Origin of the sequence: Embleya australiensis (assembly GCF_051903075.1) — a bacterium.
In the GTDB taxonomy this organism is placed as follows: domain Bacteria; phylum Actinomycetota; class Actinomycetes; order Streptomycetales; family Streptomycetaceae; genus Embleya.
Genome location: NZ_CP182423.1, coordinates 3,459,960 through 3,484,174, shown reverse-complemented (window position 1 = coordinate 3,484,174; position 24,215 = coordinate 3,459,960). Strand labels below are relative to the sequence as shown.

Here is a 24,215-nt window from a genome sequence, read left to right as displayed (position 1 = left end):
GTCGGGCCACCTCGACCCGGATCAGGGAACGATCACAACCGTCTTCCCCGGCAGCCGCCCGGCACCGGCGTCCTCATGCACCGCGGCCAACTCCGCCACCACGCGGCGGGACGCGATGTGGAGCCGCAGGCTGCCCGCATCCACCTTCGCCACCAGCTCGGCCAGCTGGGCGGCGTCACTGCGGACCCACAGGCTCGCGCTGCGCACCGACCGGGCGGGATCCTCGGGAATCGGCCCGGCCGTACTGGCCGCGACCCCACCATCGGCGACGTAGTCCGACAACCGCGCAAGCTCCTCCGGCGAGACCCGCACGTGGTTGACCACGACGTGGAACGGACCACCCACTGCGGCAGGGCCCTCGGCAAGATCGAGGGGACCGACGACCCGTTCCGCGCCGTAGCCCCGAAGCCGCTCCGCATTCCGCGGCGCGTCCACCGCCGTGACGGTCGCTCCCGCATCGACCGCGAGCTGCACCACGAGGCTGCCCACCGCGCCGCCCGCCCCGTTGACCAGTACGCTTTGCCCCGGCTTCACCTCGGCGAGTTCGAACACCGTCTGCCAGGCCGCCAGACCGCTCAGCGGCAGCGCCGCGCCGTCGACCAGATCCACCGTGCGCGGCGCGGGAGCCAGGGACTCGGCCGGGACGACCACATACTCGGCCGCACCACCGGCGGAGTCGAGCGGCAACATCGCCACGACCCGGTCGCCGACCGCGAACCCCCGTACGTCCGCGCCGAGTTCGGCGACGGTGCCCGCCAGGTCGATCCCGGGCACATACGGAAGGCTGACCGGGATCATCTGGGCCAACACACCCGCGCGGATGTGGTCGTCGACCGGGTTGAACGACGTGGCCGCGACCCGCACCCGCACCTGCCCGGGGCCGGGGATCGGGTGCTCGACATCCTCGTAGCGCAGGACTTCGCTGCCGCCGAACTCGTGGAAACGTATTGCCTTCATGACACTTTCCTCCGATGTGTATCGATAAGGGAGAGCAAGGGGAAGCAAGAGGAGCAGCCGCAACGCATCGTGCCGTCGCCGTCAGTTCAGCTGCACGGACCGGGTCGAATTGCCCATCACCACCCGATCGATCGCACTCACGGCACTCCCCGGATCGGCCGCGGCGCCGACCGTGAGCAGCAACGGCACGAAGTGCTCGGCCGTCGGGTGGGCGACCGCGGCGCCGGGGGCCTTGTTGCGGTAGTCGGCGAGCGCGTCGACATCGCCCCCGGCGAGTGCGTCGACCGCCCAGGCGTCGAAAGCCGAGGTTTCGGCGGCGAGTTCCGGGCGGTGGAAGACGGCGAAGCTGTGCGTCATGAATCCCGAGCCGAGAATCAGCACGCCCTCCGCACGCAACGGCCGCAGGAGCGCCCCGAGTTCGGACAGGGCGCCCGGATCGAGGCCGGGCATCGAGAGCTGCACGACCGGTACGTCGGCCGCGGGGTACATGGCCATGAGCGGAATGAAGGCCCCGTGGTCGAGCCCGCGGTCGCGGAACTCGTGCACCGTCGTGCGCCCCAGCAGGCCCCTGAGCCGCCGGGCCAGGTCGGTGGCGTCCGGGGTCGCGTAGGGCAGGGTCTTGTACCGGGGGTGGAAACCGCTGAAGTCGTAGTGGAGCGGAGTACCGGCCGCGGCCCCCGATATCGCGGGCGGCGCGTGCTCCCAGTGCGCCGAGACGACGACGATGGCCCTGGGCTTGGGCATCGTCCGGGTCCAGTCGAACAGGTCGCCGAGCCACTGCGGATCGTCGAGGGTGAACGGGGCTCCATGGCTGACGAACAGGCTCGGCAGCGGCCCGTCGGAGGGACTCCACATCCGCTGCCCGCGCGCCTCCGGCAGCACCCGGGCCAGGAGTTCGTCATACGCCGCCGCCGGGGTGCGCAACGGATAGGGCGAGGTCAGGCCATTCGCGGTGACCATCGAAATCAGCTCCTTCACTTGCCTCGGCAAGTGTTTTCACTTGCTTGGGCAAGTCACAAGCTAGTCGACAACAACTTGCCCAGGCAAGTCATGCGAGTTTCCCGGGCAAGTATGATGAGTGCCATGAACACCCAGTCACCATGGCTCGACGAGGACCAGCAGGACGTGTGGCAGGCCCTGCTCACGGTCGTGATCGCACTCCCGGCGGCCCTCGATCGGCAGCTGCAACGAGACGCGGGCATCTCCAACTTCGAGTACGGCGTGCTCGCCCGGCTGTCCATGGCCGACGAGGTCACGATGCGGCTCAGCGACCTGGCCCGGGACTGCGACAGCACGCAACCCCGCCTGTCGAAGGCGATGGACCGCTTCGAGGCCCGCGACTGGGTCGTCCGCCGGCCCGACCCCGGCGACGGCCGGTACACCCTCGCCACCCTGACCGACACCGGCAGGCAAAAGCTCGTCGCGAGCGCGCCGGAACACGTCGCACAGGTGAAGCGCCTCGTGTTCGATCCCCTCAGCACCGCTCAACGCCGCCACCTCGGCGCCGCACTCACCCGCATCGCCGCCACCGTGCGCGCGGAACTCGAAGGAGGGTGATCACGCCCCCGGCCGGGGGCGTGCGCGCCGCGTCCGACGCGCACGCGCACGCGCACTCCGTCAAGGAGCGGAATACCGCACTTGGCGATCCCGGCCGGCGCCGTACCCGGCACCCGCCATCGCGACGCACAGCACGACCAGGACCACGAGCGGCAGGGTCCAACTGTTCGTGGCGTCGTGCAGGATGCCCAAAAGGAGCGGCCCCGACGCGGCCACCAGGTAGCCGATCGACTGCGCCATGCCCGCCAGCGCGGCGACCTCGCCGGCGCTGCCGGCACGTTGGCTCTGAAAGGTCAGCGCGAGGACGAGGCACACGCCGCCGCCCAGGCCGAGCAGGGTGCACGCGACGACGGACAGCGCGGGGGCGGACAGCAGCACCACGAAGCCGGCGGCCACCATGATCGACCCCCCGGCCGCGGTCCGGCGTTGGTCGCGCCGGCCTCGGGTGAACAGGGGCAGGAGACTGCCGGAGGCCAGCGACATCAGCTGGTAGTAGAAGAGCATCCATCCGGCCGTGGTGCTGCTGGTGCCGTGGTGGATCAAGATGCTGGGCAGCCAGGCGACGGCGGTGTAGAAGGCCAGGGACTGCAGGCCCATGAACATGCTGACCTGCCAGGCGAGTCGCGACCGCCATGGCACCGGACTGCGGGTCACGCCGCCGCCGGTCTGCGGCTTGTCGCCCCGCACCCGGGGCAGCCAGACGAAGAACGCCGCGACGCTGAACGCGAGGCCCCAGGCCAGAGCGGTGTGCCAGGAACCCGGCAGAGTGTGCGAAAGCGGCGCGGAGATCCCGGAGGAGACCGCGGCCGTGACGCCCATGACCGTGATGTAGAGGGCACTGACGCCCTGAATGCGGTGCGGGGGCACGCTGCGCCTGATCAGCGCGGGCAGCAGCACATTGCCGAACGCGATGGCCGCGGACAGGATCACGGTGCCGGCGAACAGGCAGATCACCGAGGGCAGCGAGCGGACCACGGTGCCGACGGTCAGCGCGGCGAGGGCGGCCACCAGTAGGCGCGCGCTGCCGAACCGGTGCGAGGCCCGGGCCACCAGCGGCGATGTCGCGGCGAAGGTCAGCAGCGGGAGGGTGCTCAGCAGGCCGCCCCAGCTCGCGGTCAGGCCGCTGCCGTGTTCGATCGCGGGCAGCAGGGTGCCGACGCCGGTGAGACTCGTGCGCAGGTTCGCCGCCACGAGGCAGATCGCGACGACGAGCCCGATCGACACGGCGGGCAGGGTCCGGTCGGGGGCCGGCGACGTGGAGGGGGTGAGCGGGCGGGCCGTGGACGACTGCGGGTTCACTCCGCCTCCGCCGTCCGGGACACCTCGGCCTCGTGGTCGCGGGTGAGCCCGACGATCGCCGTCGCCGCGTCGCGCGCGCCGCTCTCGTCCCGGGCCTCGATCGCGTCGACGAGCCGCCGGTGCAGTCCCGCGTGCTTCTCGGCGCGGGCGGCGTCCCAGGACAGACCGCCGAGGTGGGCGGTGAGGGCCGTACCGAGATGGTCGTACACCTCGATCAGCAGGTCGTTTCCGCTCGCCCGGACGACGGCCCGATGGAACAGCGCGTCGACGTTCCCGGCCGCGGTCACGTCCGCCCCGGCGCAGGCCGCGTCGGCGTCGGCCAACAGCTCCCTGAGTTGGCGCAGTTGCTCCTCGGTGCGGCGCAGCGCGGCGGCTCCCGAGGCGTACTCCTCCAGGACGGTGCGCAGTTCGAGCACGTTGTCCCGCTGCGCGGAACCGGCCCGCCGCACCATGACCGACTGGAGCTCACTCGACGCACGGACGTAGGTGCCGTCCCCGACCCGGGCTTCCAGCAGGCCCAGGTGCACGAGTGCGCCGAGCGCCTCCCGCAGCGTGCTGCGGCCGACCCCCAGCTCCTCCATGAGGGCCTGCTCCGGCGGGATTCGGGTGCCCACGGGCCATCCCCCCGCCTCGATGTGCGAACGAAGGCTGTCCACGAGCTGCGAGGCCAGGCTCGCGGACCGCCGCGGTGTGCTGATGCGCTTCATGGAAAGAGCATACATACAAACGTCAGACATTTGAACATCGCATATATCCAGGCCCGGGCGCCCGCCCCAGGCGGTGGAGGCCGGTCGCTCTTCGAGTTCGTCGGCCTCGGGGGATGGGCGAAGTGCTCCCGGGTGTCGCAACGGGCCGCGTGCCGGTGGGCGAATATGCCGCCGCGCCGGCGTTCCGCCATACCGGCGTATCCGGATGCGATGCGTGCGGGCCCATGTTTGGCTGAACGGGAGTCGCGCCGGTGCGTCGCGTACCGGAACGCGCTTTCGTACGGCTCCTGATCGAGTCGCGAGCCTGCTCTCGCGTCGCGGACACGCGGAAGGATCGGCATCGGCGGTGAAGGAGTCCGAGGATCCCACCCGACGCCCGGGGACCGGGCGAAGCAGGCGACTCGCCGTGGTCTCGGGGTTGTTGGGGGCCCTGCTCTGCGTCGGGGCCGGGGTCGTGGCGCCGCCGGGTTTCGCGCACGCCCACGTCGCACCGAACCCGCCACCGGCACCACCCCCTCCGCCGCCTCCACCTCCACCACCGCCACCCCCTCCGCCGCCACCTCCACCGGTCACCTATCCGCCGTACAGCCCCTCCCCCGTGGTGCCGCGTCCTCAAGGGACGACGCCGCCGCCTTCGAGGAGCGCGCCGCCGTCCGGCCGGACCACGCCCCCCACCACCGCCGATCCCCGATCGCACCCGGCTCTGGTCCTGGCCCCCGCGACGGGTGGCGCCGGTACGACGGTGACGGCCACCGGGTCGGGCTACCCGGCGTGTGGTCCCGGGTCCCGGGTCGACGTCCTGTGGGACGGTGCCGCGCTCGCCGCCCGTGACGTGCCGGCGGCTCCGAAAGGGGGCGGCTTCAGCGTCCGGCTTGTGGTTCCGAAGACCGCGTCGAAGGGGGCCCACAAGGTTTCGGCGCGATGTGGCGGCGGCGACGCCTCCGCCTCCTTCGGGGTCGGCACGGGTGTCGGGCCCGGCTCGTCCCAGCCGACGGCGACCGGTACTTCGTCGTCGGCGACCGCGGTGCCGGGCACCGGTGCCGGCGCGAGTTCGGGCTGGATGATCGGAACGGTGGCGGCCGGCGTGTTCCTGGTGGTGGCCCTCGTGAGCTACGTGGGTATCTTCCGCCGGGGACGCGGACCACGCTGGACGCGTCGACACGTTCGCACCGTCATGCGATCGGGACTCGTGTCCGACGGGGTGCAGGAGGTCGCGGACACGGGCGGAACGAGCCGGACGGTGCGACTGGAGCCGCGCTCGGACCCCGGGGAACAGACCATCAAGGAAGTGGATCCATGACCGACACCGTGCCGCTGCCCGCATCCGTACGCGAACTGCTGTTCGGTGGCGACGGTGAGGCCGCCGCGGAGACGCTCGTCGGCGCGGCTCACGAACACGAGGTCGCCGCGATGCTCGGCCGCGGCGCCCGGGGCCTCACGGACGACGCCGGCCGGACCGTCGAGCGTGAGGTCGCCTCGATGGTCGACGGCTTCCTGAGCATGGATCTCGTCGACCTGCTGGCGGCCGGATGGGTCAAGCACGGCGCGCTCGTCGCGGCGGCGCGGCGTACCCGGGCCGCACCGGACACCGAGGAGGTCGTCGCGCTGGCCACCCACCGGGTCACATCCACCCATCGTCCATGCGTGGACCTGAAGGTCGACGGTGTCCGGGTCGGCACCCTGGAGCTCCGCCTCACCGTCGCGTTCGACGTCGAGGGCATGCTGGCGGTCGTCCGCCGGGCCCGCCTCGAATCGCTGCGCTGCGGCACCTGTACGACCACCGGCACGCTGGCGATGCAGGAGGCGGTCGTCGCCAGTCGCCGCTGCGGCCTGGATCTGCCGGGCGCCGTGCGGCTCAGGTCGGGCATCGCCCTGCTCCCGGCGCAGCACCCGGCCGCGCCACCGGCGCCGCACACCGACCCCGCCTAGGGCAGCGCTCGCGTGATGGCCCGTCAGGAGGAGGCGGGCTGGACCGGGTCGACCACGACGAGGTCCTCGATGTGCTCGCCCAGTTGCTCGCGCGCCTCCTGGGGCACGCCCGTGTCCGTGATCAGCGTGTCGGCGTCGCCGAGTTGGGCGATCGTACTGATCCCGATCAGGCCCCACTTGGTGTGGTCGGCGACCACGACCAGGCGGCGGGCCGCGCGGACGAGGGCGTGATTCGTCTCCGCCTCCAGGAGGTTGGGCGTGGTGAATCCGACGCGCGGGCTGATGCCGTGTACACCCAGCATGAGCATGTCGACGTTGAGGCTGCGCAGGGCCGCGACCGCGACGGGGCCCACCAGCGCGTCCGAGGGGGTACGCACGCCACCGACGATCACCACGGTCTGGTCGGAGCGGCCCGATTGGTGGAAGACGTCCGCGACCGGAATCGAGTTGGTGACCACGGTCAGTCCGGGGACGTCGACGAGTTGCCGGGCCAGGGTCCAGGTCGTCGTCCCCGCGGACAGCGCGATGGCGCTGTTGGGCGCGACCATCGCGGCGGCGCGGCGGGCGATCGCCTCCTTCTCCGCGGCCTGGAGTCCGGATTTGCGGACGAACCCCGGTTCCTCGGTCGAGCTGCCGTCCCGCGAGGTGGCGCCGCCGTGCACCTTGGCGATCAGTCCCTGCCCGGCCAGCACTTCGAGGTCGCGTCGAATCGTCATGTCCGAGACGCCGAATTTCCGCACCAGCGTGGCGACCCGGACGGAACCCTGATCGGCGATCATCTCCAAGATCGTGTTTTGTCGCTGCCGTGCCAGCATCCCCGATCCTCCCGCCCCTGGATATCCAACAATTTCCAACATAGCAGTGTTCGTTTATCGCACCCGACTTCGGCATCGGGAAATACTCGCGTGCGCACGACCATTCCCGCACGTGAGGAGGGCGCGCGGCGGGAGTTTTACCAAATCGGGGCTTGTTGGTTAATGTTTGAACTGCTAGATATATGAGTCGCGTTACGAGTGAATACGGCGCATACCGTGTTCGATTTCAAGATCGACGTTTCCATTACCAGCACATCCCGCTCTTCCGCAGGTCACCGCACTCCCCCGCGGTCCTCGCAGGCCGCCGACCTTCACAGGGGCTGATCATGACGCACCGCAGACGCACCCGGCGGGCGGCCGCGACGGTGGCGGCGTTCGTATTCGCCGCGGCGCTCACCGCATGTTCGTCCGGCAAGGACGACAACGCCGGCTCCGGCTCGCCTTCGGGCCCGCCGGCTTCGTTATCCGGCACGATCAAGATCGCTTATCTGCAAAAGCAAGGCGACCAGCAGTACTTCGTCGACGAAGCGGACGGCGCCCGCGCCAAGGCCAAGGAACTCGGCGTCGATCTCAAGGTCGTCAACCTCGGCAACGACACCAACAAGGCCGTCAGCGAGGTCCAGGCGGCAATTGCCCAGAAATACAACGGCGTCGTGATCGTCGTGCCCGACCCCGCCGTGGGACCGCAGGTCGTCGACATCGCCGGCAAGGGCGGCGCGCCCCTGCTCGCGTCCGACGACCAGATCTGCCTCACCGGCCCCGACCCGACCAAGTGCGCCAAGGACAAACTCGTCCCGCGCGTGGGCTTCAGCGGCCCCCAGATGGGCACCCAGGTGGGCGGGCGCGCCGCCGACGAATTCAAGAAGTCGGGCTGGAATCCCGCCGACACCGCGATCATCGCCGCCTGGAAACAGGACGTGACCGTGTGCACCGACCGGGTCGACGCCGCCCGTGAGGCCTTCAAGCAGGCCACCGGCGCGGACGTCAAGGTGCTCAAGGTCGGCACCGACAACACCCCGCCCGACGCGCAGAACAAGACGGCCGCCACGATGAGCGGCAACCGCTCGGTGAAGCACTGGATCGTGTGGGGCTGCAACGACGAAAACGTCGCCGGCGCGGTCACCGCGCTGCAGAACGGCGGCTACGGCGCCGCCGACGTGATCGGCGTGGGACTGGGCGGCTATCTGGCGTGCAAGGACTGGGGTTCCGGCAAGCCGAGCGGGATGAAGGCCGCGCTGTTCATCAACGGTTACGAGGTCGGCGGCCTCGCCGTACAGACCATGGTCGATCGGCTCAAAAACGGAAAACCCTTCCCCGCCGAGGCGTTCGCGACGACGAAGATGGTCGACCCCGCCGACTGGCAACAATCCGGCCTCAAGTGCACGTGAGCGGGCCCGACGTGCGACCGCGCCGACCCGCCCGCCGTCGCCCCTGACCGGGTCGCGGCGACCCGGCGCCCACCACGGGCCGCCGCGACCTCCCGAGACGCCCTCGAGGTCCAGCCATGACGAAGAACCCATCCCCCGACCTCCCGGGCCCAGCGCTCGCCGTCGAGGACATCCACAAGGACTTCGCCGGAGTCCACGCCCTGCGCGGCATCACGCTGGACTTCCCCCGCGGCACCGTCACCGCGCTCATGGGGGAGAACGGCGCCGGCAAGTCCACCCTCATCAAAATCATCAACGGCGACCATCGACCGGGCCGCGGCCGGGTCCTCGTCGCCGGCACCCCCCGCGTACTGCACAGCCCCGCCGACGCCCGCCGGCACGGCATCCGCGTCATCCCCCAGGAACCCGAGATCGTCCCGCACGTAAGCGTCGCGGAGAACGTCTACATCGGCGCGCTGCCCCGCAAACCGGGCCGCCTCCTCGACCGCGCCACCCTGTACCGGCGTATGCGCTCCGACCTCGAACGCCTGGGATTCGCGCACGCCATCGCCCCCGAGACCCTCGGCTCGAGGCTGTCCCCCGCGCAGCGCCAACTCGTCGAGATCCTGCGCGCCCTCACCACCGAGGCCGCCGTGCTGGCCTTCGACGAGCCGACCTCGTCGCTGTCCGAACACGAGGTGGAAACGCTCTTCGGCCTCATTCGGCGCCTGCGCGACCGGGGGCTGGCCATCGTCTACGTCTCGCACCGCATGCAGGAGATCTTTCGCCTCGCCGACCGCGTCGCGGTCCTGCGCGACGGCGAGCTGGCCGGCATCCGCGACGCCGGACGCACCGACGAGGGCGAGGTGGTACGCCTGATGGTCGGACGCGACCTGTCGGCGCTGTTCGCGCGCAACCGCAGCGCGCGCGACCGGGTCGTCCTGGAGGTGCGCGATGTCAGTACCGACGACGTCTCGCACGTACACCTCGACGTCCGCGAGGGCGAAGTCGTCGCGCTGGCCGGGCTGGTCGGCGCCGGTCGATCCGAACTCGCCGCCGCGCTGGTCGGCGACGTGCCGATCCGCTCCGGCGAGGTACGCGTCGACGGCCGGCCGCTGCGCCTGCGCATGCCCCGCGACGCCGTGCGCGCGGGCATCGGCTACGCGCCCGAGGAGCGCAAGGCGCAGGCACTGTTCCTGACCGGCTCGGTCCGCTACAACATCGGCGTCGCGGTCCTCGACCGGCTGCGCCGCTTCCGCTTCGTCGGCGCGCGCCGCGAACGACGCCTCGCCCGGGAGTTCGTCGACCGCCTCGACATACGCACCCCGTCCCTCGACCACGAGGTGCGCAAACTATCCGGCGGCAATCAGCAGAAGGTCGTACTCGCCCGCTGGCTCGCCCGCCGGCCCGAGATCCTGATCCTGGACGAGCCCACACGCGGCATCGACATCGGCGCCAAGGCCGAAATCTACCGCCTGATCGACGAGTTGGCCGCGGCCGGCGTCGCCATCCTCGTCATCTCCTCCGAACTGCCCGAGGTACTCGGCCTCGCCGACCGCATCGTCGTGATGCAAAACGGCAGGATCACCGGCGAACTCGACCGCGCCGACGCCGACGAGGAGGCCGTCCTCGCCCTCGCCATGGCATTCGACCTCGCCGAACCGAACCAGGGGAACCCGACATGACCACCACGACCGACGCGCCACCGCCGATGCCCGCCACGTCCGCCGGCGGCGCCCACGCCCGCGCGCTGCCCCGCCGGGTCGCCGGCGCCGTCGGCGCGCAGAACACCAGCCTCATCGGCGCGCTCATCGTCGTCGTCGGCACGTTCGCCTGGCTCGACGACGGCTACCTCACCCGGGCCAACATGACCGTCATCGGCGACACGGTCGCGGTCACCGGTCTGCTCGCCGTGGTCCAGACCGTGGTCATCATCTGCGGCGCGCTCGACATCTCCGTCGGCTCGCAGGCCGGCATCGCCTCCGTCGTCAGCGCGATGGCCTTCACCTCCACCGACGGCAACGCCACCCTCGGCATCCTCGCCGCGATCGGGGTCGGCATCGCGGCGGGCGTGGTCAACGGGCTCGTCATCGTGTACGGCCGGGTCAACCCCGTCATCGCCACCCTCGCCACCCTCGCCGCGTACAAGGGTGTCGCCCAACTCCTCGCGGGCGGCCGGGCCCAGGGCTACGTGCTCGGCGACGACTTCTTCATCTTCGTCGCGCGCGGCAAGATCCTCGGACTGTCCGTCCAGATCTGGACGTTGGCGGTGGTCGCCGTCGCCGTGCACGTCCTGCTCAAGTACACCGACATCGGCCGCAACATCTACGCGATCGGCGGCAACGACACCGCCGCGCGCCTCGCGGGCATCAACATCAACAAGTATCTGGTGTCCGTGTACGCCCTCGTCGGCGTCGTCGCGGCGATCGCCGGTGTCATCCTGACCGCGCGCACCGGATCCGGCCAGCCCACCGCCGGCAGTGAGGGCCTGGAGCTCAAGGCCATCACGGCGGCCGCGCTGGGCGGTTGCGCCCTCAAGGGTGGCAAGGGCGGCGTCGGCGGCACACTCCTGGCCGTCTTCCTCCTCGGCGCGCTCGAGAACGGCCTCAACGTCGTCGGCGTCAACTCGTTCTGGCAGAACGTCGCGCAGGGCGCCCTCCTGGTCGTCGCCGTCGTCATTCAACAACGCCGCAACGGGGAACGGGCGGTGGGGCTGCCGACGTAGGAACTCCCGCACGGTGTCGGGCGGTTGCGTCGCTCACTCGGCGCCCCCGGCCCGGCCACTCGACCGCACGACCTCACGACCGAAGGAATCCGCACGAATCCGCATGAATCCGCACGTACCAACGCACCATTCCGCACCTGCGCTCTCTCGAATCCCCGAGCACTGGAGCCGTCCGTGCACAAGGTACGAACCACCCTCATCCGCCGCCTCGCGGCCACCCTCACCGCACTGCCACTGCTGGCCCCGATGGTGGGCACGGCCGCACTGGCCAGCGTATCCGTCGTCGCCGCCCCGTCGGCCGCCGCCGCGCCCGACGGCCGGGCCGTCGTCCCCCCGATGGGATTCAACAACTGGAACTCGACCCACTGCCGGGCCGAGTTCGACGAGGCGATGGTCAAGGGCATCGCCGACCTGTTCGTCTCCAAGGGACTCAAGGCCGCGGGCTACCAATACGTCAACCTCGACGACTGCTGGGCCCTGCCCGCCCGGGACGCGGCGGGCAACCTGGTCGCCGATCCGGTGCGCTTCCCGCACGGCATCAAGGCCGTCGCCGACTACGTACACGGCAAGGGCCTCAAGTTCGGCATCTACAGCAGCGCCGGCACCAAGACCTGCAACACCGCCGGATTCCCCGGCGGTCTCGACCACGAGCGCCAGGACGCGAACCTGTTCGCCTCCTTCGGCGTCGACTACCTCAAGTACGACAACTGCAACAACCAGGGCGTGGACGCGAGAAAACGCTACACCGACATGGCCGACGCCCTGCGCGCCACCGGCCGGCCGATCGTCTACTCCATCTGCGACTGGGGTCAGAACAAGGTCTGGGAGTGGGCCGCTCCGATCGCCCACCTGTGGCGCACCACGGGCGATATCTCGGACAATTGGTCCTCGATGATCGGCATCGCCCACCGCAACCAGCCGCTCGCCCCGTACGCCGGCCCCGGTCACTGGAACGACCCGGACATGCTGGAAGTCGGCAACGGCGGCATGACCGCGACCGAGTACCGCACCCACTTCACCCTCTGGTCGATGATGTCCGCGCCCCTGCTGATCGGAACCGATCTGCGCAAGGCGAGCGCGGAAACCCTCTCGATCCTCTCCAATGCCGACGTGATCGCCGTCGACCAGGACCCCCTGGGCAGGCAGGGCACCGTGGTCGCGAACAACTCCGGCCTGGTGGTCATGGTCAAGGAGTTGGCCGACGGCGACCGGGCCGTCTCGCTGACCAACGAGACGGGGAGTACCGCCACGATCTCCACCACCGCGGACGCGCTGGGCATCGCCAACCGCGGGCCGTACCGGCTGAAGGACCTGTGGACCAAGGTCGCTTCCACGAACACCACCGGCACGTTCGGCGCCTCCGTACCCGCCCACGGCACGGTCGCCTACCGAATCACCCCCGGCCCGGCCCCACTTCCGCCCGCCGGCACCTCCCACCTGTCCGACCTCCCCTGGACGGGCATGCTCAACGGCTGGGGGCCGGTGGAGAAGGACCGCAGCAACGGTGAACGGGCGGCCGGCGACGGCCGGGCGCTGACCATCAACGGCACCGTCTACACCAAGGGCCTCGGCGCACACGCCGTCGGCACCCTCACCTACCACCTCGGTGCCCGCTGCACCGGCCTGACCGTGGACGTCGGCGTCGACGACGAAAGCACCTCGACCGGGGCGGTGGCCTTCCTGATCTACCGGGACGAGACGAAGGTCGCGGACAGCGGTGTGATGACCACGTCGGACGGGGCCAAAACACTCACCGCCGACCTGACCGGAGGCCGAACACTGACCCTCGCCGTCACCGACGGCGGCAACGGCATCGACCACGACCACGCCGACTGGGCGGCACCGAGGCTCACCTGCGTCTGACCCCTTCCGACAGGGCCGGCCCGGGCACCACACCAGGCTCACGGTCGCAACGGCGACCGGCGAGCCGCCCCGGGCCGGCTCTCGACGACCTCCCCCCGGCCGCTCAGGCGCCGGTGTTGGCCAGGATCGCGTCGAGCAGACCCGGGAAGCGGGCGTCCAACTCGTCTCGGCGCAGCGTCAGATAGCGGTTGCGGCCGGCGATCCGTACCCGGACCACGCCCATCTCGCGCAGCGTCTTCTGGTGATGCGACACGGTCGACTTGTGCAGGCCGCGCAGTTCCTCGGGCCATTCCGCGCACGAGTGTTCGACGTCGTCGGCGTACAACTCGACCAGGCGCAGTCGGACCGGATCCGCCAGGGCCCCCAGTACGTCGCCGAGCCGTAGTTGCTCGATCGAGGGATGGAACGGTTCGCGTTCCGTCATGCCGCCTCACCTCCCGCGTCGATCCTACGGCGCTCCGCGACGCCTGCCGGCGCCCCGTCCGGCGCTCCCACCCGAGACCGCCACGGCTCCGTCGCCCGGGAACGTTTGATTGTTTGACAACCATCATCGCATCTGCTTCGGTTTGATTCTCGTCAAACAATCAAAGCGGTCTCCCGAAGGTGGTTCCATGCGGCTCCTCGTACTGGCCCTGGGCTCGTTCGCCATCGGCATGGACGGGTTCGTCTTCGCCGGCATCCTCGGTGACATCGGCGACGACCTCGACGTCTCCACCGGCGCCGCCGGTCAGCTCGTGACCGTGTTCGCGCTCGGCTACGCGATCCTGGCCCCGGTACTCGCGGCGGCGACCGGACGTTGGCCCCGCCGCCGGGTGTTGCTGACCGCGATGGCGCTGTTCACGGCGGGCAACGTGGTCACCGCGCTGGCCCCGAACTACGGTGTCGCGCTGGGCAGTCGGCTCCTGGCCGCGGCCGGCGCGGCGATGTTCCTGCCGAACGCGGCCGCCGGCGCGGCGGCGCTGGTGGCGCCGGAGCGGCGGGCCCGCGCGCTGGCGGTGCTCTCCGGCGGCAACAGCGCGTCCCTGGTGCTGGGCGCGCCGTTCGGTACATGGCTGGGCGGGGCGCAGGGCTGGCACAGCACCATGTGGGTGATCGTCGGGCTCGGCGCGGTGGCGATGCTCGGCATGGCGATCAGCCTGGGCCCGATCCCGGCCGGACCCGTGCCCGGACTGCGCGACCGGCTGCGTCCGTTGGCCGACGGCCGGGTGTTGCTGATCCAGTCCGTCACCTTCGTCGCCTTTCTCGCCGCCTTCACGGCCTACCCCTACCTGGGCGACGTGCTCGCCCCGGCCGGCGCCGACCACGGCGGCCCGCTGGCCTGGGCGTTGCTCGTATTCGGCTTCGGCGCGGTGCTCGGCACCACGCTCGCCGGCCACACGGTGGACCGCTTCGGCGCCGACCGCACCGCCGTGCTGGCCGTGACCGGAATCACCGCGGCGCTGGCGCTGACCATCGCCGCCCGGCACGCGTACCCCGCGGCGCTGGCCGTACTGGTGTTGTGGGGCATGACCGGCTGGCAGATCGTGGTGTCCCAGCAGCACCGGCTGATCTCACTCGACCCGACGAACGCACCGGTGGTCATCTCGCTGAACGGCTCCGCGCAGTACCTGGGCGTATCACTCGGAGGCGCCCTCGGCGGGGCGAGCGTGGGCCCGCTGGGCGGCGGCGGCCTGACCGCGCTCGCGGCCGGCATCGGCCTGGTGGCCTGCGTCCTGGTGGTGCTCTCGGTGCGCGTGGCCACCGACCCCCGCCGCGTAACGGCCACACCGAAGGCACCGGCCCCGGTGGACGCCGTCGAGCGCTGAGCCGGCCCAACGACCGCATCGTGCCGACCGTCGCCGTGCCGTGGATCGAAAACGGTTGCGCGAAAGCTCGGGATGGCGATGCTGTCGGGATGAGCGAACCGATCAGCGAAACGATCTCCTACGCCTGGCGCGATCCCATCACCGACGACGAGATGGTCGACCTCGTCCGATCACACGGCGGCAACGCCGTTGCCGGCTGGTGGAGCCGGATCGCGCCGCACAGCCTCGGCTGGGTGAGCGCCCGTGACGGCGCGGGACTCCTGGTCGGCTTCGTGAACGTGGCCTGGGACGGCGAGGACCACGCGTTCCTGATCGACACCAAGACCCGGGGCTCATACCAGCATCGCGGCATCGGAACAGCCGTCGTCCGCCTGGCGGCGGAGCAGGCACGCGCGGCGGGCTGCGAGTGGCTGCACGTCGACTTCGAACCGGAGTTGCGCCACTTCTACTTCGACGCCTGCGGCTTCCGCGGCACCGACGCCGGACTGATCCACCTGCCCACGGGGCCGTAGCGCGGGCGCCCGCACCCTTCACGAAGGTATGGCTTGCATCGTACCTTCATGATCGCTAACGTCTTCAAGGTACGAGATACGTCTTACCTTCGAGAAGGGGACCCCATGGGGCAGCCATTCACCCTGGTCGGTACCGCCAGGCCCAAGCCGGAGCGCGCGGAGGAGTTGCGCCGACTGTTGCTGTCGTTCGTCGAGCCGACCCGGCGTGAGCCCGGTTGCCTGGAGTACCACTTTCACGAAGACCTCGACGCGCCGGGCGTGTTCGTCTTCTACGAGGCCTGGCGCAGCCGCGAGGATCTGGACGCCCACCTGGCCCTGCCCCATCTTCAGGATTTCTGGGAGCACCGGATGGACTACCTGGAGCAGGACTTGGAGATCCGCTACCTCACGATGCACAGCCCGTACGAGGAGCGCGGCGGCCGGGGCTGAGACGACGACGGGCCGCCGGCACCGAACGGCCCTCCCCGTCGCCGCCGTCGCCGGTCACGACATCCCTACCGCCTGCCGCTCCGGCTCGATGATCGCGACGACGCGCTGCCGGTCTCGCGAGTACGGCCGGCCGATGTACTTGGCGGCCACGCGGTCGACCACCGCCCAGCCCGCGTCGCCGTCGAGCCATTCGACGACCCGTCCGCGGATGGCAATCGGGCGGAACGGGTCGTCCTCCGGCGTCAGGGACAGCGCGACTCGGGGGTCGCGGCGCAGGTTGCGGGCCTTGCGGCTGTCCGGGCCGGTCAGAATCACGATGTGGTCGCCGTGCGTACCGATCCACACGGGGACGGAGTGCGGCGCGCCGTCCGGGAGGACGGTGGCGAGGTGGGCGATCGGGGTTCCGTCGAGTACGCGGCGCACTTCGGGGTCGAGCATGGCGGTGGTCTCCTCGGGTCGGTTCCGGTTGGGCTTCTTGGGCTCGTGCTCGTGGTTGTGTTCGCGCTCGTGGTCCGCGAGCGGTGCGGTCGGGGCGGCGGCGGGGGTCATCGCTCCACCGCGTAGTGGAGGTGGGTGACGCCGGGCGCCGGGACGGCGTCGACCAGGCGCAGGCGCACGTGTTCGGGCAACTCCCGGAAGAACGGGCGGCCTTGGCCGAGCAGGACCGGCACCTGATGGAGGATCACCTCGTCGACGAGCCCCGCCGCCAACCCCTCGGCCAGGACCCCGCCGCCCATGAGCGCGACGTCCTTGTCGCCGGCGGCCTCGCGGGCCGCGGCGATCGCGTCCGCGATGCCGGTGCCGATCAGGGTCTGCCGCTCGGTGATCTCCGGCGCCGGGCGGTGGCTGAGGACGAACAGCCGGGCCGTCGGGTGGGGGCTGCCGCCACCGAAGTGGTCGGAGTCCTCGTAGGTGTTGCGCCCGGCCACGACCGCGCCGATCCGCCCGGCGAGGGCGTCGAAGACCCGCGCGCTCGGCTCGCTCTGCCGGAAGCCGTCGAACACCCGGCTGGGCGTGTCGCCGTCGAAGTACCAGTCGAAGAGCATCGTCCCGGCACCGAGCCCGCGCCCCGGGCCGGGCTCGCGACCGGTGATGTAGCCGTCGACCGACACCGCGTGGCTGCTGATGACCTTGCTCATCTTCGGCATCCTTGTCTGGAGTTCCTTGAGGAGACGTTGAAACCGTAGCAGATCAAGTTCCTTCAGGGAACCCCGATTGCTAGACTGCTCTCATGCAGCGGACGGACTTCAGCAAAATGGCGTGCTCGATCGCCCGAACCCTCGATGTCATCGGCGAGCCCTGGTCGCCGCTGGTGCTGCGCGACGTATGGGTCGGGCTCACCCGCTTCGAGCAGCTTCAGGCCGACCTCGGGATCTCCCGCAAGGTCCTGACGGAACGGCTGAACCACCTGGTCGAACACGGTGTGCTGGAGCGGCGCCCCTACGACCGGCGACCGCGCTACGAGTACGTTCTGACCGAGAAGGGCACCGAGTTGGTCGACCTGCTCATGGTCATGACCGGCTGGGGCGACAAGTGGCTCGCGGGCGAAGCGGGCCCACCGGTGCTGTACCGCCACCGCACGTGCGGCGAAATCAGCACCGCCGAACTACGCTGCGCCCACTGCGGCAACCCCATGCACGCAACCGACATCGACCCCCTACCGGGCCCGGGCGCAGCCGGGTAGGGACCCGCACCCTTCGGATCACCATCACCAACTTTCGCGGGTTACGCCGCCATGGCGGAGGCCGGCACTGTTGATGCATCGGAATCGCGACCACGCGCCCGGTCCGTCATCTCGAAGGGTCGATCACTCGTGAAGTCACCCCGCATCGCCTGCGCGCTCGCCCTGGCCGCCACTCCCCTGCTCGTCCTCATCGGCGCGACGTCGGCGAGCGCGACGCAGGTGTACCCGGCCACGGAGTACGACCGATCCGCGCCGATCACGACACCGATAGCCCCGACGGCGGCGCATCCCTCGGTGCAGGCGGGTTGAGACGAACGTCCACGACGGTGAGGTGCCTGCCCGAGCCTTCGGGTTGATGGCTGGGGCAGTCCCGCGGCGTCGGGGCCTACCCGAACGGGTATTGGGCGAGCCGATCGGCGCGCTCTCCGGCGCACAGCGCCGCCGCGTCGAACTGGCCCGCATCCTGTTCGCGATCGGCACCTACCCGGGCGCGATCGTGATGGTCACCCACGACCCGTCCGCCATCGACGCCCTGCGCCCCGACCGCGTCCTGCCGCTCCCCGACGCGGACGAGGACCTGTGGAGCGACACCTACCTCGACCTGATCACCCTCACCTGACCGCGCACGGACACACCACCGCACAGTGAAACGCCCCGCCGCCCCGCCCGGAACTCGGTCCGGCGCGCGGGTATGGCGGGGCGTGGGGTGCTCGGCTCAGTCGTCCTGCTTGAGGCCGGAGGGCTCCTGGGTTCGGGTGTACTCGGCGATCAGGCGGGGAGCCGCAGCGTCGATGAGGAGTCTGCCGTCGGCGACGACGTTGACGCATGCGATCGGGTCGTAGTGGTGTTCGGGCAACCGCGACCGATGCTGCTCGGTGGGAAGTTCCGCGCGGCGCCCGAGAATCAAGGGAGTCGACATGGGTGTCCTGTCTTCGCGTAACCGGAAGCGCGGGTCTGCGTTCCTTGGCTACCCGGTAACTCCGCTCCCATGCATGGAAGTTCCGGCCCAACGCCGGCGGAGGAGAATCGACGGGATGCCCGGAGGACGCATCATTGGAAAGTACCTCGCATGCACCTGGATCCGGCCATCCGTCATCGGACCGGGCCTATCGGCGCGACCCTGCGCATGAACATCGAAGGCCGCAGACGCGGTTGGTGACCAGGGCGCGGCCGACCGGGCGGCATCTTGTTCGCCGTCGCCGGTCGGCCGTACCTTGCCGGGCATGGACATGGAACTACGCCATCTGCGCACCATTCGGGCCATCGCGGATGCGGGCAGTCTGACCCGCGCGTCCGCCGTGCTGGGTCTGGCTCAGCCGGCACTGAGTACGCAACTCAAACGGATCGAAAAGGCTTTGGGCGGCGCGCTGTTCGAGCGCGGCCGCGAGGGGGTCACGTTGACTCCGCTCGGCGAACTGGTGCTGGACCGGGCCCGAATGTTGTTACCCGCTGCCCGGGAACTCCAGGAGGAGGCCGTACGGTTCGCCAATCGGGTGGGGGTGACACCCAGATTTCGCCTCGGCGGCACGCACGGACCGCTGTTCGGCGGTCTGGTCGACCGGCTCGCCGAGGAACATCGCGCCGACACGGTGACCACACACATGTCGTGGTCCAACCGGGAGTTGACCGCCATGGTGGCAACCGGGCGACTGGACTACGTGCTGCTCGGCGCGTGCGGCGAGAGCCGCCCGGCGTACGGCGGTGGGCTGGCGTGGCGCGAGGTGGGCACGGATCCGGTCTTCCTGATGCTCGCCCACGACCACCGGCTCGCCGGCGAGCGGGAGGTGGATCTCGCCGCGTTCGCCGACGACAGCTGGGCCGCCGTTCCCGGCGAAGGGTGCTTCGAGGACTGCTTCTTCACCGCGTGCGCGCGGGCGGGCTTCACCCCGCGGGCGGTCTACGAGACGGACGTGGCCGCCTGCGTGTACCTCAGCCAGGTCGGCCGCGCCGTCGGCCTGTGTCGGGCGACGATGCCACCGACGCCCGGTATCGCCCGGGTCGCGCTGGCCGGCACACCGCTCTCGTGGCGACACCTGATCGGCTGGCATCCGCACGCCCCCGCCGCGCACACCGCGTCCCTGGTGACCGAACAGGCCCGCGCCGCACACGCGGCGGCGGTCCGCGAGGCCCCGGACTATGCCGACTGGCTCGCCGATCACGAAGGCTACGGAACGGCGAACTGACCCCGGACCATCAGCGCAACAGCCCGTCCATATCACCGTGTTAGGGGTCGACTGACAGGTACCTCGGCGCACATCTCGCAGATACGTTTCTGTCGTCCCCCTCGACAGGAGTCCCCATGCGTCTCAAGCATGTCGCGGCCGCGTCCTGTGCCGCCCTGCTCACTGTCCTGTCCCTCGGCGGCACCGCAACCGCCACCTCCGATCCCACTCCCCCCTCCTCCGGCGACGACGCCCTCGTCGTCCCCGTCGGGCCCGCCCCCGCCGCCCCCGAAGGCATCGTCGAGGCCCTCCAACGCGACCTCGGTCTCACCCCGGATGTCGCCACATCCCGCCTGGCGAGCGAATATCGGGCCGCCGTCCAGGAGCCGCTCCTGCGCCAACGCCTCGGCGCGCACTGGGCCGGAGCCTGGCTGAGCGGCGACACCGCGCAGTTCGTGATCGCCACCACCGACCGACGCGACGTGCGGGCCATCGAGGCCAACGGCGCCACCGCACGGGTGGTCCCGCACTCGCTCGCCGACCTCGATCGGGTTCGTGAGGCACTCGACCGCTCCGCACAGCGTCGGGCCCCTGCCGACACACCGCTGTGGTACGTCGACGTCGCGACCAACAAGGTCGTGCTCCAGTCCCACGACCCCGCCCGCACCCGCGCGTTCGTCGCGGACAGCGGAGTCGAGGCCGCCGCGGTCGAGATCCTGCCCTCCGCCGTACAACCACGCGTGCTGGCCGATCTGCGCGGCGGCGACGCGTACAACATCAACGGCAACACCCGCTGCTCCATCGGATTCCCGATCACCCGCGGCACCCAGGGCGGCTTCGTCACCGCCGGACACTGCGGCCGACCCGGTTCCACGACCACCGGCAACGGCGCGGCGCAGGGTACGTTCCAGGGATCGTCCTTCCCCGGCAACGACTACGCGTGGGTGGCCACGAACGCCAACTGGACCCCGCGCGCGCTGGTCAACCGCTATCCCGGCACGGTGCCGGTGGCCGGATCCACCGAGTCGCCGGCCGGATCCTCCATCTGCCGCTCCGGCTCCACGACCGGTTGGCACTGCGGCACGATCCAGCAGCACAACACGTCCGTGACCTACCCGCAGGGCACCGTCACCGGCCTCACCCGCACCAACGTATGCGCCGAACCGGGCGACTCCGGTGGGTCGTTCATCTCCGGCAGCCAGGCCCAGGGGGTCACCTCGGGCGGGTCCGGCAACTGCTCGTCCGGCGGCGAGACCTACCACCAGCCGGTCAACGAGATCCTCCAGACCTATGGTCTGACCCTGGCCACGGGCGGCGGCAACCCGCCGACGGGCTGCGCCGGGGCGCAGAACACCTACACCGGCACCCTCGCCTCGGGCGCCCAGGCCATCCAGCCCGACAACTCGTACTACGAGACCACCACGTCCGGCACGCACACCGGTTGCCTGACCGGACCGGCCGGCGCGGACTTCGACCTCACCCTCCAGAAGTGGAACGGCTCCACCTGGAACGCGGTGGCCGAAGGCACCACTCCGGAAGCGGACGAGACGATCTCCTACAACGGAACCGCCGGCCGCTACCGCTACATCGTGCTCGCCTACAGCGGCTCGGGCAGCTACACCCTGGGGGTGAGCAAGCCCTGACCCCGACCTGACACCGCCGAACGAACCACAACGATTCGGCACCGCACGGGTACGGACGTCCCTCGGACGTCCGTACCCGTTGCCGCACCCGGGCGGCGACCGGCCCACATCGCAAGGCGCCCACTCCCGGCGGCCCCGCCCGTCCTACCCCGGCGCCGGGCCGTCGGGGTCGCGGACCAGCGGGAGAAGAACCTCGTCGACGACCTGTTCGATGAACGCGTCGTCGAGGCCGTCCCGGCCCGTGAGGTTCTGGTACACGACGACCGCGATGCCGACCCGGGCGATCAGCGGGGTCGCCGCGCCCGGCCGCACCTCGCCGCGGGCCTCGCCGGCCCGGAGCACGTCGAGCATCATTTGTCGGGCCGGCGCGGATACCCGAGTGCGGACCACGTCGTGGGTGGCGTCGGCCTCCGCCTTGGCCAGTTGCAGCGCCGGATCGCCGGTCACCGTACAGGCGCTGAACATGAACCGCAGCACCGCCAGCAGGTCGCGGCGCAGGTCCCCGACGAGCTCGACGTCGCCGGCGTCCGGGAGCCGGTCGCGGAGGGCGTCGGACAGCAGCGCCTGCTTGTCCGACCACCGGCGGTACAGCGGCGCCTTGCCGGTCCCGGCCGCCGCCGCCACGCCGTCCATGGTCAGGCCCGCGTAGCCGACCTCTAGCAACTGGTCGAACACCGCCTGGTAGATGGCCTGTTCGAGCGCCCGGCCACGCCGCCGCACGGGCGTGGCGTCGTGGCCGGGCGGCTCGTGCGTACCCGGGCGGTCGGGAGCGGAGGCCAAGGCGGATCACCTCTCTCAAGTCGTGCACCGATTATCGCCGAAGACTTGTAAGAGACCAAAGAGTCTCCTAATCTCGTCGTGTCACTAGAGACGCCAACGTCTCTAATACGGCGCTGCGCGCTCGTGCGCGCCGTCACCCCACACCCGCGCATCGGCATGCCCGTTGCCATGCCCGCATCCGCGACCACGACCACACTTCGGGGGATTCACCATGTCCACATCCGCCACCGCGCCCGCCACCGGGCAACCGCCCCACGCATCCGCGCCGCCCGCGCCACGACCCGGACTCGTACTGGCCGTCATCACCGGATTCATGCTGCTGATCGGCATCGACGTCACGGTGGTCAACCTCGCGCTCCCGCGCATGGGCGACGCCCTCGACATGTCGCGCACGTCCGTGTCGTGGGTGCTCAACGCCTACACCCTGGCCTTCGGCGGCTCCCTGCTGCTCGCCGGACGGCTCGGCGACGTGTTCGGTCGCAAACGCGTCTTCCTCGCCGGCGCGACCGTGTTCACCGGCGCCTCCCTGCTCGCCGGCTGCGCCCCGTGGGCCTGGTGGCTGATCACCGCGCGCGTCCTCCAGGGCCTCGGCGGCGCGCTCGCGGCTCCGAGCACCATGGCCCTGATCGTCAGCACGTTCGACGGCCATGCCCGCGCCCGGGCCATCTCCTGGTATTCCGCCGTCCTGGGCGGCGGCGCCTCCGTCGGGCTCGTCCTGGGCGGGGTGGTCACCGATCTCGCCTCGTGGCGCTGGGTGTTCCTGATCAATGTGCCCCTGGGCGCCCTGATGATCGGGCTCGCGGCGCGGTTGATCACCGAGCCCGCGCGGGCCCGGACCGATCGGCCACGACGGTTCGACGTCGCGGGCGCGCTGACCGCGACGGCCGGAATGGGCGCCCTGGTCTACGCGTTCATCCGCGCCGCCGCGCACGGGTGGCGCGACGCCCGCACGATCGGGTCGTTGATCGCCGCCGCCGTGTTGTTGATCGTGTTCGTGTGCGTCGAAAAGCGTGCCGCCGAACCGCTCACCCCGCTGCGCCTGGCCACCCGTGGCACGCTGGCGCGCGTACTGCCCGCGATCACGGCGGCGGGGGCCGCGATGTTCAGCGTGTTGTTCCTGCTGGCGCAGTACTTCCAGGACGTGCGCGGCTTCGGCCCGGTCCGGGCGGGCCTGGCCTTCCTGCCGCTGATGGTCGCCCAGTTCACCGTGGCGCGCCTGTCCCCGGCACTGGTGCGCCGAGTCGGCACGGCATGGCCGGCGGTGCTCGGCTTGGCGCTGGTGGCCACGGGGTTGGCGTGGCTCGGGCGACTCGACGAGCACGACACCTATGTCGGCGGCGTCCTGGGGCCGCTGTTGGCGATCGGCATCGGGATCGGCGCGGCGATGCCGACGATGAGCACCTACGGGATGTCCGGCATCGACCCGCGCGAGTCCGGGGCCGCGTCGGGTCTGCTCCAGACCATGCAGTGGATCGGCGGCACACTCGGCCTCGCCGTGTGGGTGACGGTGTTCGGTGCCGCGACGCGCGACGCGTCCTCGGACGGCGGCCCCGAACACGTCCTGACGCACGGCATCGCGACGGCGTTCGCGGCGGCGGCCCTGTGCGCCGCCGCCGCGTTCGCCGCAGCGCTCCCCCTGTTCCGCCGCCGGCTTCGGGGCTGACACACATCCGATCCAGGCCGAAAATCCGAAAACGCTTTCCGTGACGGCAGGTTCGTACTCCGTGCCATGATCGGGCGATGGAGGACATGCGCTGTACATACTGCGGACACGTCGGGTTGGAGCCGGGGTTCATCGAGGACAGCGGTGAGCACTCGTCCGGATGTGCCCGGTGGATCTCGGGATTCATCGAGCGGGGGGCATTCGGGGGAGTGAAGCGGATGGGCAAGCAGCGCTGGCAGATCGACGCGTTCCGCTGCCCGCACTGCGGGCACCTTGCCCTGTTCGCCATCCAGCCGGTCTGAGCGGCACGCGGCGGCG

The 24,215-nt window shown here is 70.7% G+C and carries 25 protein-coding genes and 1 pseudogene; 16 read left to right on the top strand and 10 right to left on the bottom strand.

The genetic code is table 11. From position 1 onward, the window contains the following. Positions 1-21: 21 nt before the first annotated feature. Positions 22-957: an NADP-dependent oxidoreductase gene (locus tag ACMXN5_RS45345; RefSeq protein ID WP_439680714.1), complete on the bottom strand. Its 936-nt coding sequence runs from the start codon at positions 955-957 to the stop codon at positions 22-24. Positions 958-1,038: 81 nt separating this feature from the next. Further along, positions 1,039-1,917 carry a DODA-type extradiol aromatic ring-opening family dioxygenase gene (locus ACMXN5_RS45340; RefSeq protein ID WP_439680713.1) on the bottom strand — a complete coding sequence of 293 codons (879 nt, stop codon included), beginning with the start codon at positions 1,915-1,917 and terminating at the stop codon, positions 1,039-1,041. A 123-nt stretch (positions 1,918-2,040) separates the two neighbouring features. Between ACMXN5_RS45340 and ACMXN5_RS45335 the strand changes: the two genes are divergently transcribed. Further along, entirely contained in the window at positions 2,041-2,514 is a 474-nt protein-coding gene (locus ACMXN5_RS45335; protein WP_439680712.1) for a MarR family winged helix-turn-helix transcriptional regulator, read from the top strand. A 60-nt stretch (positions 2,515-2,574) separates the two neighbouring features. On the opposite strand, the gene ACMXN5_RS45330 is transcribed toward ACMXN5_RS45335, so the two are convergent. Both ACMXN5_RS45330 and ACMXN5_RS45325 read right to left on the bottom strand, forming a co-directional pair. Next, entirely contained in the window at positions 2,575-3,813 is a 1,239-nt protein-coding gene (locus ACMXN5_RS45330) for a CynX/NimT family MFS transporter (protein WP_439680711.1), read from the bottom strand. Continuing rightward, entirely contained in the window at positions 3,810-4,520 is a 711-nt protein-coding gene (locus ACMXN5_RS45325; protein ID WP_439680710.1) for a FadR/GntR family transcriptional regulator, read from the bottom strand. Before ACMXN5_RS45325 ends, ACMXN5_RS45330 begins: the two co-directional genes overlap by 4 nt. A 1,296-nt stretch (positions 4,521-5,816) precedes the next feature. Here ACMXN5_RS45325 and ACMXN5_RS45320 point away from each other — a divergent pair. After that, a complete protein-coding gene (locus tag ACMXN5_RS45320) occupies positions 5,817-6,449 on the top strand; it encodes a hypothetical protein (RefSeq protein WP_439680709.1) in 633 nt (210 codons plus the stop codon). Between the two features lie 23 nt (positions 6,450-6,472). Here the strand turns inward: ACMXN5_RS45320 and ACMXN5_RS45315 are convergent, their stop codons facing one another. Beyond that, positions 6,473-7,264 (bottom strand): DeoR/GlpR family DNA-binding transcription regulator, encoded by a 792-nt coding sequence (locus ACMXN5_RS45315; RefSeq protein ID WP_395798565.1) that lies wholly within the window; start codon positions 7,262-7,264, stop codon positions 6,473-6,475. Between the two features lie 326 nt (positions 7,265-7,590). Between ACMXN5_RS45315 and ACMXN5_RS45310 the strand changes: the two genes are divergently transcribed. From ACMXN5_RS45310 to ACMXN5_RS45295, 4 genes are all read left to right on the top strand, one after another. Next, positions 7,591-8,652, top strand: coding sequence for a substrate-binding domain-containing protein (locus ACMXN5_RS45310; RefSeq protein ID WP_439680708.1), 1,062 nt, complete (start codon positions 7,591-7,593; stop codon positions 8,650-8,652). 116 nt (positions 8,653-8,768) lie between these two features. Beyond that, positions 8,769-10,316 carry a sugar ABC transporter ATP-binding protein gene (locus tag ACMXN5_RS45305; RefSeq protein ID WP_439680707.1) on the top strand — a complete coding sequence of 516 codons (1,548 nt, stop codon included), beginning with the start codon at positions 8,769-8,771 and terminating at the stop codon, positions 10,314-10,316. Then, positions 10,313-11,356 (top strand): ABC transporter permease, encoded by a 1,044-nt coding sequence (locus ACMXN5_RS45300; protein WP_439680706.1) that lies wholly within the window; start codon positions 10,313-10,315, stop codon positions 11,354-11,356. The genes ACMXN5_RS45305 and ACMXN5_RS45300 overlap by 4 nt, the downstream gene beginning before the upstream one ends. Positions 11,357-11,602: 246 nt before the next feature. Next, positions 11,603-13,219, top strand: a complete 1,617-nt coding sequence (locus ACMXN5_RS45295) for an NPCBM/NEW2 domain-containing protein (RefSeq protein WP_439681423.1) — start codon at positions 11,603-11,605, stop codon at positions 13,217-13,219. A 103-nt stretch (positions 13,220-13,322) separates the two neighbouring features. On the opposite strand, the gene ACMXN5_RS45290 is transcribed toward ACMXN5_RS45295, so the two are convergent. Continuing rightward, positions 13,323-13,643 (bottom strand): ArsR/SmtB family transcription factor, encoded by a 321-nt coding sequence (locus tag ACMXN5_RS45290; RefSeq protein WP_395798557.1) that lies wholly within the window; start codon positions 13,641-13,643, stop codon positions 13,323-13,325. A 187-nt stretch (positions 13,644-13,830) separates the two neighbouring features. Between ACMXN5_RS45290 and ACMXN5_RS45285 the strand changes: the two genes are divergently transcribed. The 3 genes from ACMXN5_RS45285 to ACMXN5_RS45275 all read left to right on the top strand — a co-directional run bounded on the left by ACMXN5_RS45285 (position 13,831) and on the right by ACMXN5_RS45275 (position 15,965). Further along, complete coding sequence (locus ACMXN5_RS45285) at positions 13,831-15,024, top strand: MFS transporter (RefSeq protein WP_439680705.1); 1,194 nt, start codon at positions 13,831-13,833, stop codon at positions 15,022-15,024. 89 nt (positions 15,025-15,113) lie between these two features. Beyond that, the gene (locus ACMXN5_RS45280) at positions 15,114-15,536 is read left to right on the top strand and encodes a GNAT family N-acetyltransferase (RefSeq protein ID WP_439680704.1); all 423 of its coding nucleotides are present in this window, start codon (positions 15,114-15,116) and stop codon (positions 15,534-15,536) included. A 105-nt stretch (positions 15,537-15,641) separates the two neighbouring features. After that, entirely contained in the window at positions 15,642-15,965 is a 324-nt protein-coding gene (locus ACMXN5_RS45275; RefSeq protein ID WP_439680703.1) for a putative quinol monooxygenase, read from the top strand. 54 nt (positions 15,966-16,019) lie between these two features. On the opposite strand, the gene ACMXN5_RS45270 is transcribed toward ACMXN5_RS45275, so the two are convergent. Both ACMXN5_RS45270 and ACMXN5_RS45265 read right to left on the bottom strand, forming a co-directional pair. After that, on the bottom strand, positions 16,020-16,514 hold the full coding sequence (locus ACMXN5_RS45270; RefSeq protein ID WP_439680702.1) for a PPOX class F420-dependent oxidoreductase: 495 nt from the start codon (positions 16,512-16,514) through the stop codon (positions 16,020-16,022). Then, the gene (locus ACMXN5_RS45265; RefSeq protein WP_439680701.1) at positions 16,511-17,104 is read right to left on the bottom strand and encodes a dihydrofolate reductase family protein; all 594 of its coding nucleotides are present in this window, start codon (positions 17,102-17,104) and stop codon (positions 16,511-16,513) included. Before ACMXN5_RS45265 ends, ACMXN5_RS45270 begins: the two co-directional genes overlap by 4 nt. A 92-nt stretch (positions 17,105-17,196) precedes the next feature. Here ACMXN5_RS45265 and ACMXN5_RS45260 point away from each other — a divergent pair, with 92 nt between their 5' ends. From ACMXN5_RS45260 to ACMXN5_RS45250, 3 genes and pseudogenes are all read left to right on the top strand, one after another. Then, positions 17,197-17,649: a winged helix-turn-helix transcriptional regulator gene (locus ACMXN5_RS45260; RefSeq protein WP_395798545.1), complete on the top strand. Its 453-nt coding sequence runs from the start codon at positions 17,197-17,199 to the stop codon at positions 17,647-17,649. A 129-nt stretch (positions 17,650-17,778) separates the two neighbouring features. After that, positions 17,779-17,958, top strand: a complete 180-nt coding sequence (locus tag ACMXN5_RS45255) for a hypothetical protein (protein WP_439680700.1) — start codon at positions 17,779-17,781, stop codon at positions 17,956-17,958. A gap of 76 nt (positions 17,959-18,034) precedes the next feature. Then, positions 18,035-18,268: pseudogene (locus tag ACMXN5_RS45250) on the top strand (ABC transporter ATP-binding protein); the annotation flags it as partial. A 96-nt stretch (positions 18,269-18,364) separates the two neighbouring features. On the opposite strand, the gene ACMXN5_RS45245 reads toward ACMXN5_RS45250, so the two are convergent. Continuing rightward, positions 18,365-18,568: a hypothetical protein gene (locus ACMXN5_RS45245; protein ID WP_380002209.1), complete on the bottom strand. Its 204-nt coding sequence runs from the start codon at positions 18,566-18,568 to the stop codon at positions 18,365-18,367. A gap of 304 nt (positions 18,569-18,872) precedes the next feature. On the opposite strand from ACMXN5_RS45245, the gene ACMXN5_RS45240 reads away from it, so the two are divergent. Together ACMXN5_RS45240 and ACMXN5_RS45235 are read left to right on the top strand one after the other, a co-directional pair. Continuing rightward, entirely contained in the window at positions 18,873-19,832 is a 960-nt protein-coding gene (locus ACMXN5_RS45240) for a LysR family transcriptional regulator (RefSeq protein ID WP_439680699.1), read from the top strand. Between the two features lie 116 nt (positions 19,833-19,948). After that, positions 19,949-21,454, top strand: a complete 1,506-nt coding sequence (locus ACMXN5_RS45235; RefSeq protein WP_439680698.1) for a S1 family peptidase — start codon at positions 19,949-19,951, stop codon at positions 21,452-21,454. 144 nt (positions 21,455-21,598) lie between these two features. Here ACMXN5_RS45235 and ACMXN5_RS45230 read toward each other — a convergent pair whose 3' ends face one another. Then, the gene (locus ACMXN5_RS45230; protein WP_439680697.1) at positions 21,599-22,234 is read right to left on the bottom strand and encodes a TetR/AcrR family transcriptional regulator; all 636 of its coding nucleotides are present in this window, start codon (positions 22,232-22,234) and stop codon (positions 21,599-21,601) included. Positions 22,235-22,445: 211 nt separating this feature from the next. Between ACMXN5_RS45230 and ACMXN5_RS45225 the strand changes: the two genes are divergently transcribed. Continuing rightward, positions 22,446-23,897 carry an MFS transporter gene (locus ACMXN5_RS45225; RefSeq protein ID WP_439680696.1) on the top strand — a complete coding sequence of 484 codons (1,452 nt, stop codon included), beginning with the start codon at positions 22,446-22,448 and terminating at the stop codon, positions 23,895-23,897. A 77-nt stretch (positions 23,898-23,974) separates the two neighbouring features. Next, positions 23,975-24,199: a hypothetical protein gene (locus ACMXN5_RS45220; protein WP_439680695.1), complete on the top strand. Its 225-nt coding sequence runs from the start codon at positions 23,975-23,977 to the stop codon at positions 24,197-24,199. Positions 24,200-24,215: the final 16 nt, after the last annotated feature.

Coding starts and splice junctions, on each gene's coding strand:
- ACMXN5_RS45345 (WP_439680714.1), bottom strand. CDS start 957: ATGAAGGCAATACGTTTCCACGAGTTCGGCGGCAGCGAAGTCCTGCGC.
- ACMXN5_RS45340 (WP_439680713.1), bottom strand. CDS start 1,917: ATGGTCACCGCGAATGGCCTGACCTCGCCCTATCCGTTGCGCACCCCG.
- ACMXN5_RS45335 (WP_439680712.1), top strand. CDS start 2,041: ATGAACACCCAGTCACCATGGCTCGACGAGGACCAGCAGGACGTGTGG.
- ACMXN5_RS45325 (WP_439680710.1), bottom strand. CDS start 4,520: ATGAAGCGCATCAGCACACCGCGGCGGTCCGCGAGCCTGGCCTCGCAG.
- ACMXN5_RS45320 (WP_439680709.1), top strand. CDS start 5,817: ATGACCGACACCGTGCCGCTGCCCGCATCCGTACGCGAACTGCTGTTC.
- ACMXN5_RS45315 (WP_395798565.1), bottom strand. CDS start 7,264: ATGCTGGCACGGCAGCGACAAAACACGATCTTGGAGATGATCGCCGAT.
- ACMXN5_RS45310 (WP_439680708.1), top strand. CDS start 7,591: ATGACGCACCGCAGACGCACCCGGCGGGCGGCCGCGACGGTGGCGGCG.
- ACMXN5_RS45305 (WP_439680707.1), top strand. CDS start 8,769: ATGACGAAGAACCCATCCCCCGACCTCCCGGGCCCAGCGCTCGCCGTC.
- ACMXN5_RS45300 (WP_439680706.1), top strand. CDS start 10,313: ATGACCACCACGACCGACGCGCCACCGCCGATGCCCGCCACGTCCGCC.
- ACMXN5_RS45295 (WP_439681423.1), top strand. CDS start 11,603: ATGGTGGGCACGGCCGCACTGGCCAGCGTATCCGTCGTCGCCGCCCCG.
- ACMXN5_RS45290 (WP_395798557.1), bottom strand. CDS start 13,643: ATGACGGAACGCGAACCGTTCCATCCCTCGATCGAGCAACTACGGCTC.
- ACMXN5_RS45285 (WP_439680705.1), top strand. CDS start 13,831: ATGCGGCTCCTCGTACTGGCCCTGGGCTCGTTCGCCATCGGCATGGAC.
- ACMXN5_RS45280 (WP_439680704.1), top strand. CDS start 15,114: ATGAGCGAACCGATCAGCGAAACGATCTCCTACGCCTGGCGCGATCCC.
- ACMXN5_RS45275 (WP_439680703.1), top strand. CDS start 15,642: ATGGGGCAGCCATTCACCCTGGTCGGTACCGCCAGGCCCAAGCCGGAG.
- ACMXN5_RS45270 (WP_439680702.1), bottom strand. CDS start 16,514: ATGACCCCCGCCGCCGCCCCGACCGCACCGCTCGCGGACCACGAGCGC.
- ACMXN5_RS45265 (WP_439680701.1), bottom strand. CDS start 17,104: ATGAGCAAGGTCATCAGCAGCCACGCGGTGTCGGTCGACGGCTACATC.
- ACMXN5_RS45260 (WP_395798545.1), top strand. CDS start 17,197: ATGCAGCGGACGGACTTCAGCAAAATGGCGTGCTCGATCGCCCGAACC.
- ACMXN5_RS45245 (WP_380002209.1), bottom strand. CDS start 18,568: ATGTCGACTCCCTTGATTCTCGGGCGCCGCGCGGAACTTCCCACCGAG.
- ACMXN5_RS45240 (WP_439680699.1), top strand. CDS start 18,873: ATGGACATGGAACTACGCCATCTGCGCACCATTCGGGCCATCGCGGAT.
- ACMXN5_RS45235 (WP_439680698.1), top strand. CDS start 19,949: ATGCGTCTCAAGCATGTCGCGGCCGCGTCCTGTGCCGCCCTGCTCACT.
- ACMXN5_RS45225 (WP_439680696.1), top strand. CDS start 22,446: ATGTCCACATCCGCCACCGCGCCCGCCACCGGGCAACCGCCCCACGCA.
- ACMXN5_RS45220 (WP_439680695.1), top strand. CDS start 23,975: ATGGAGGACATGCGCTGTACATACTGCGGACACGTCGGGTTGGAGCCG.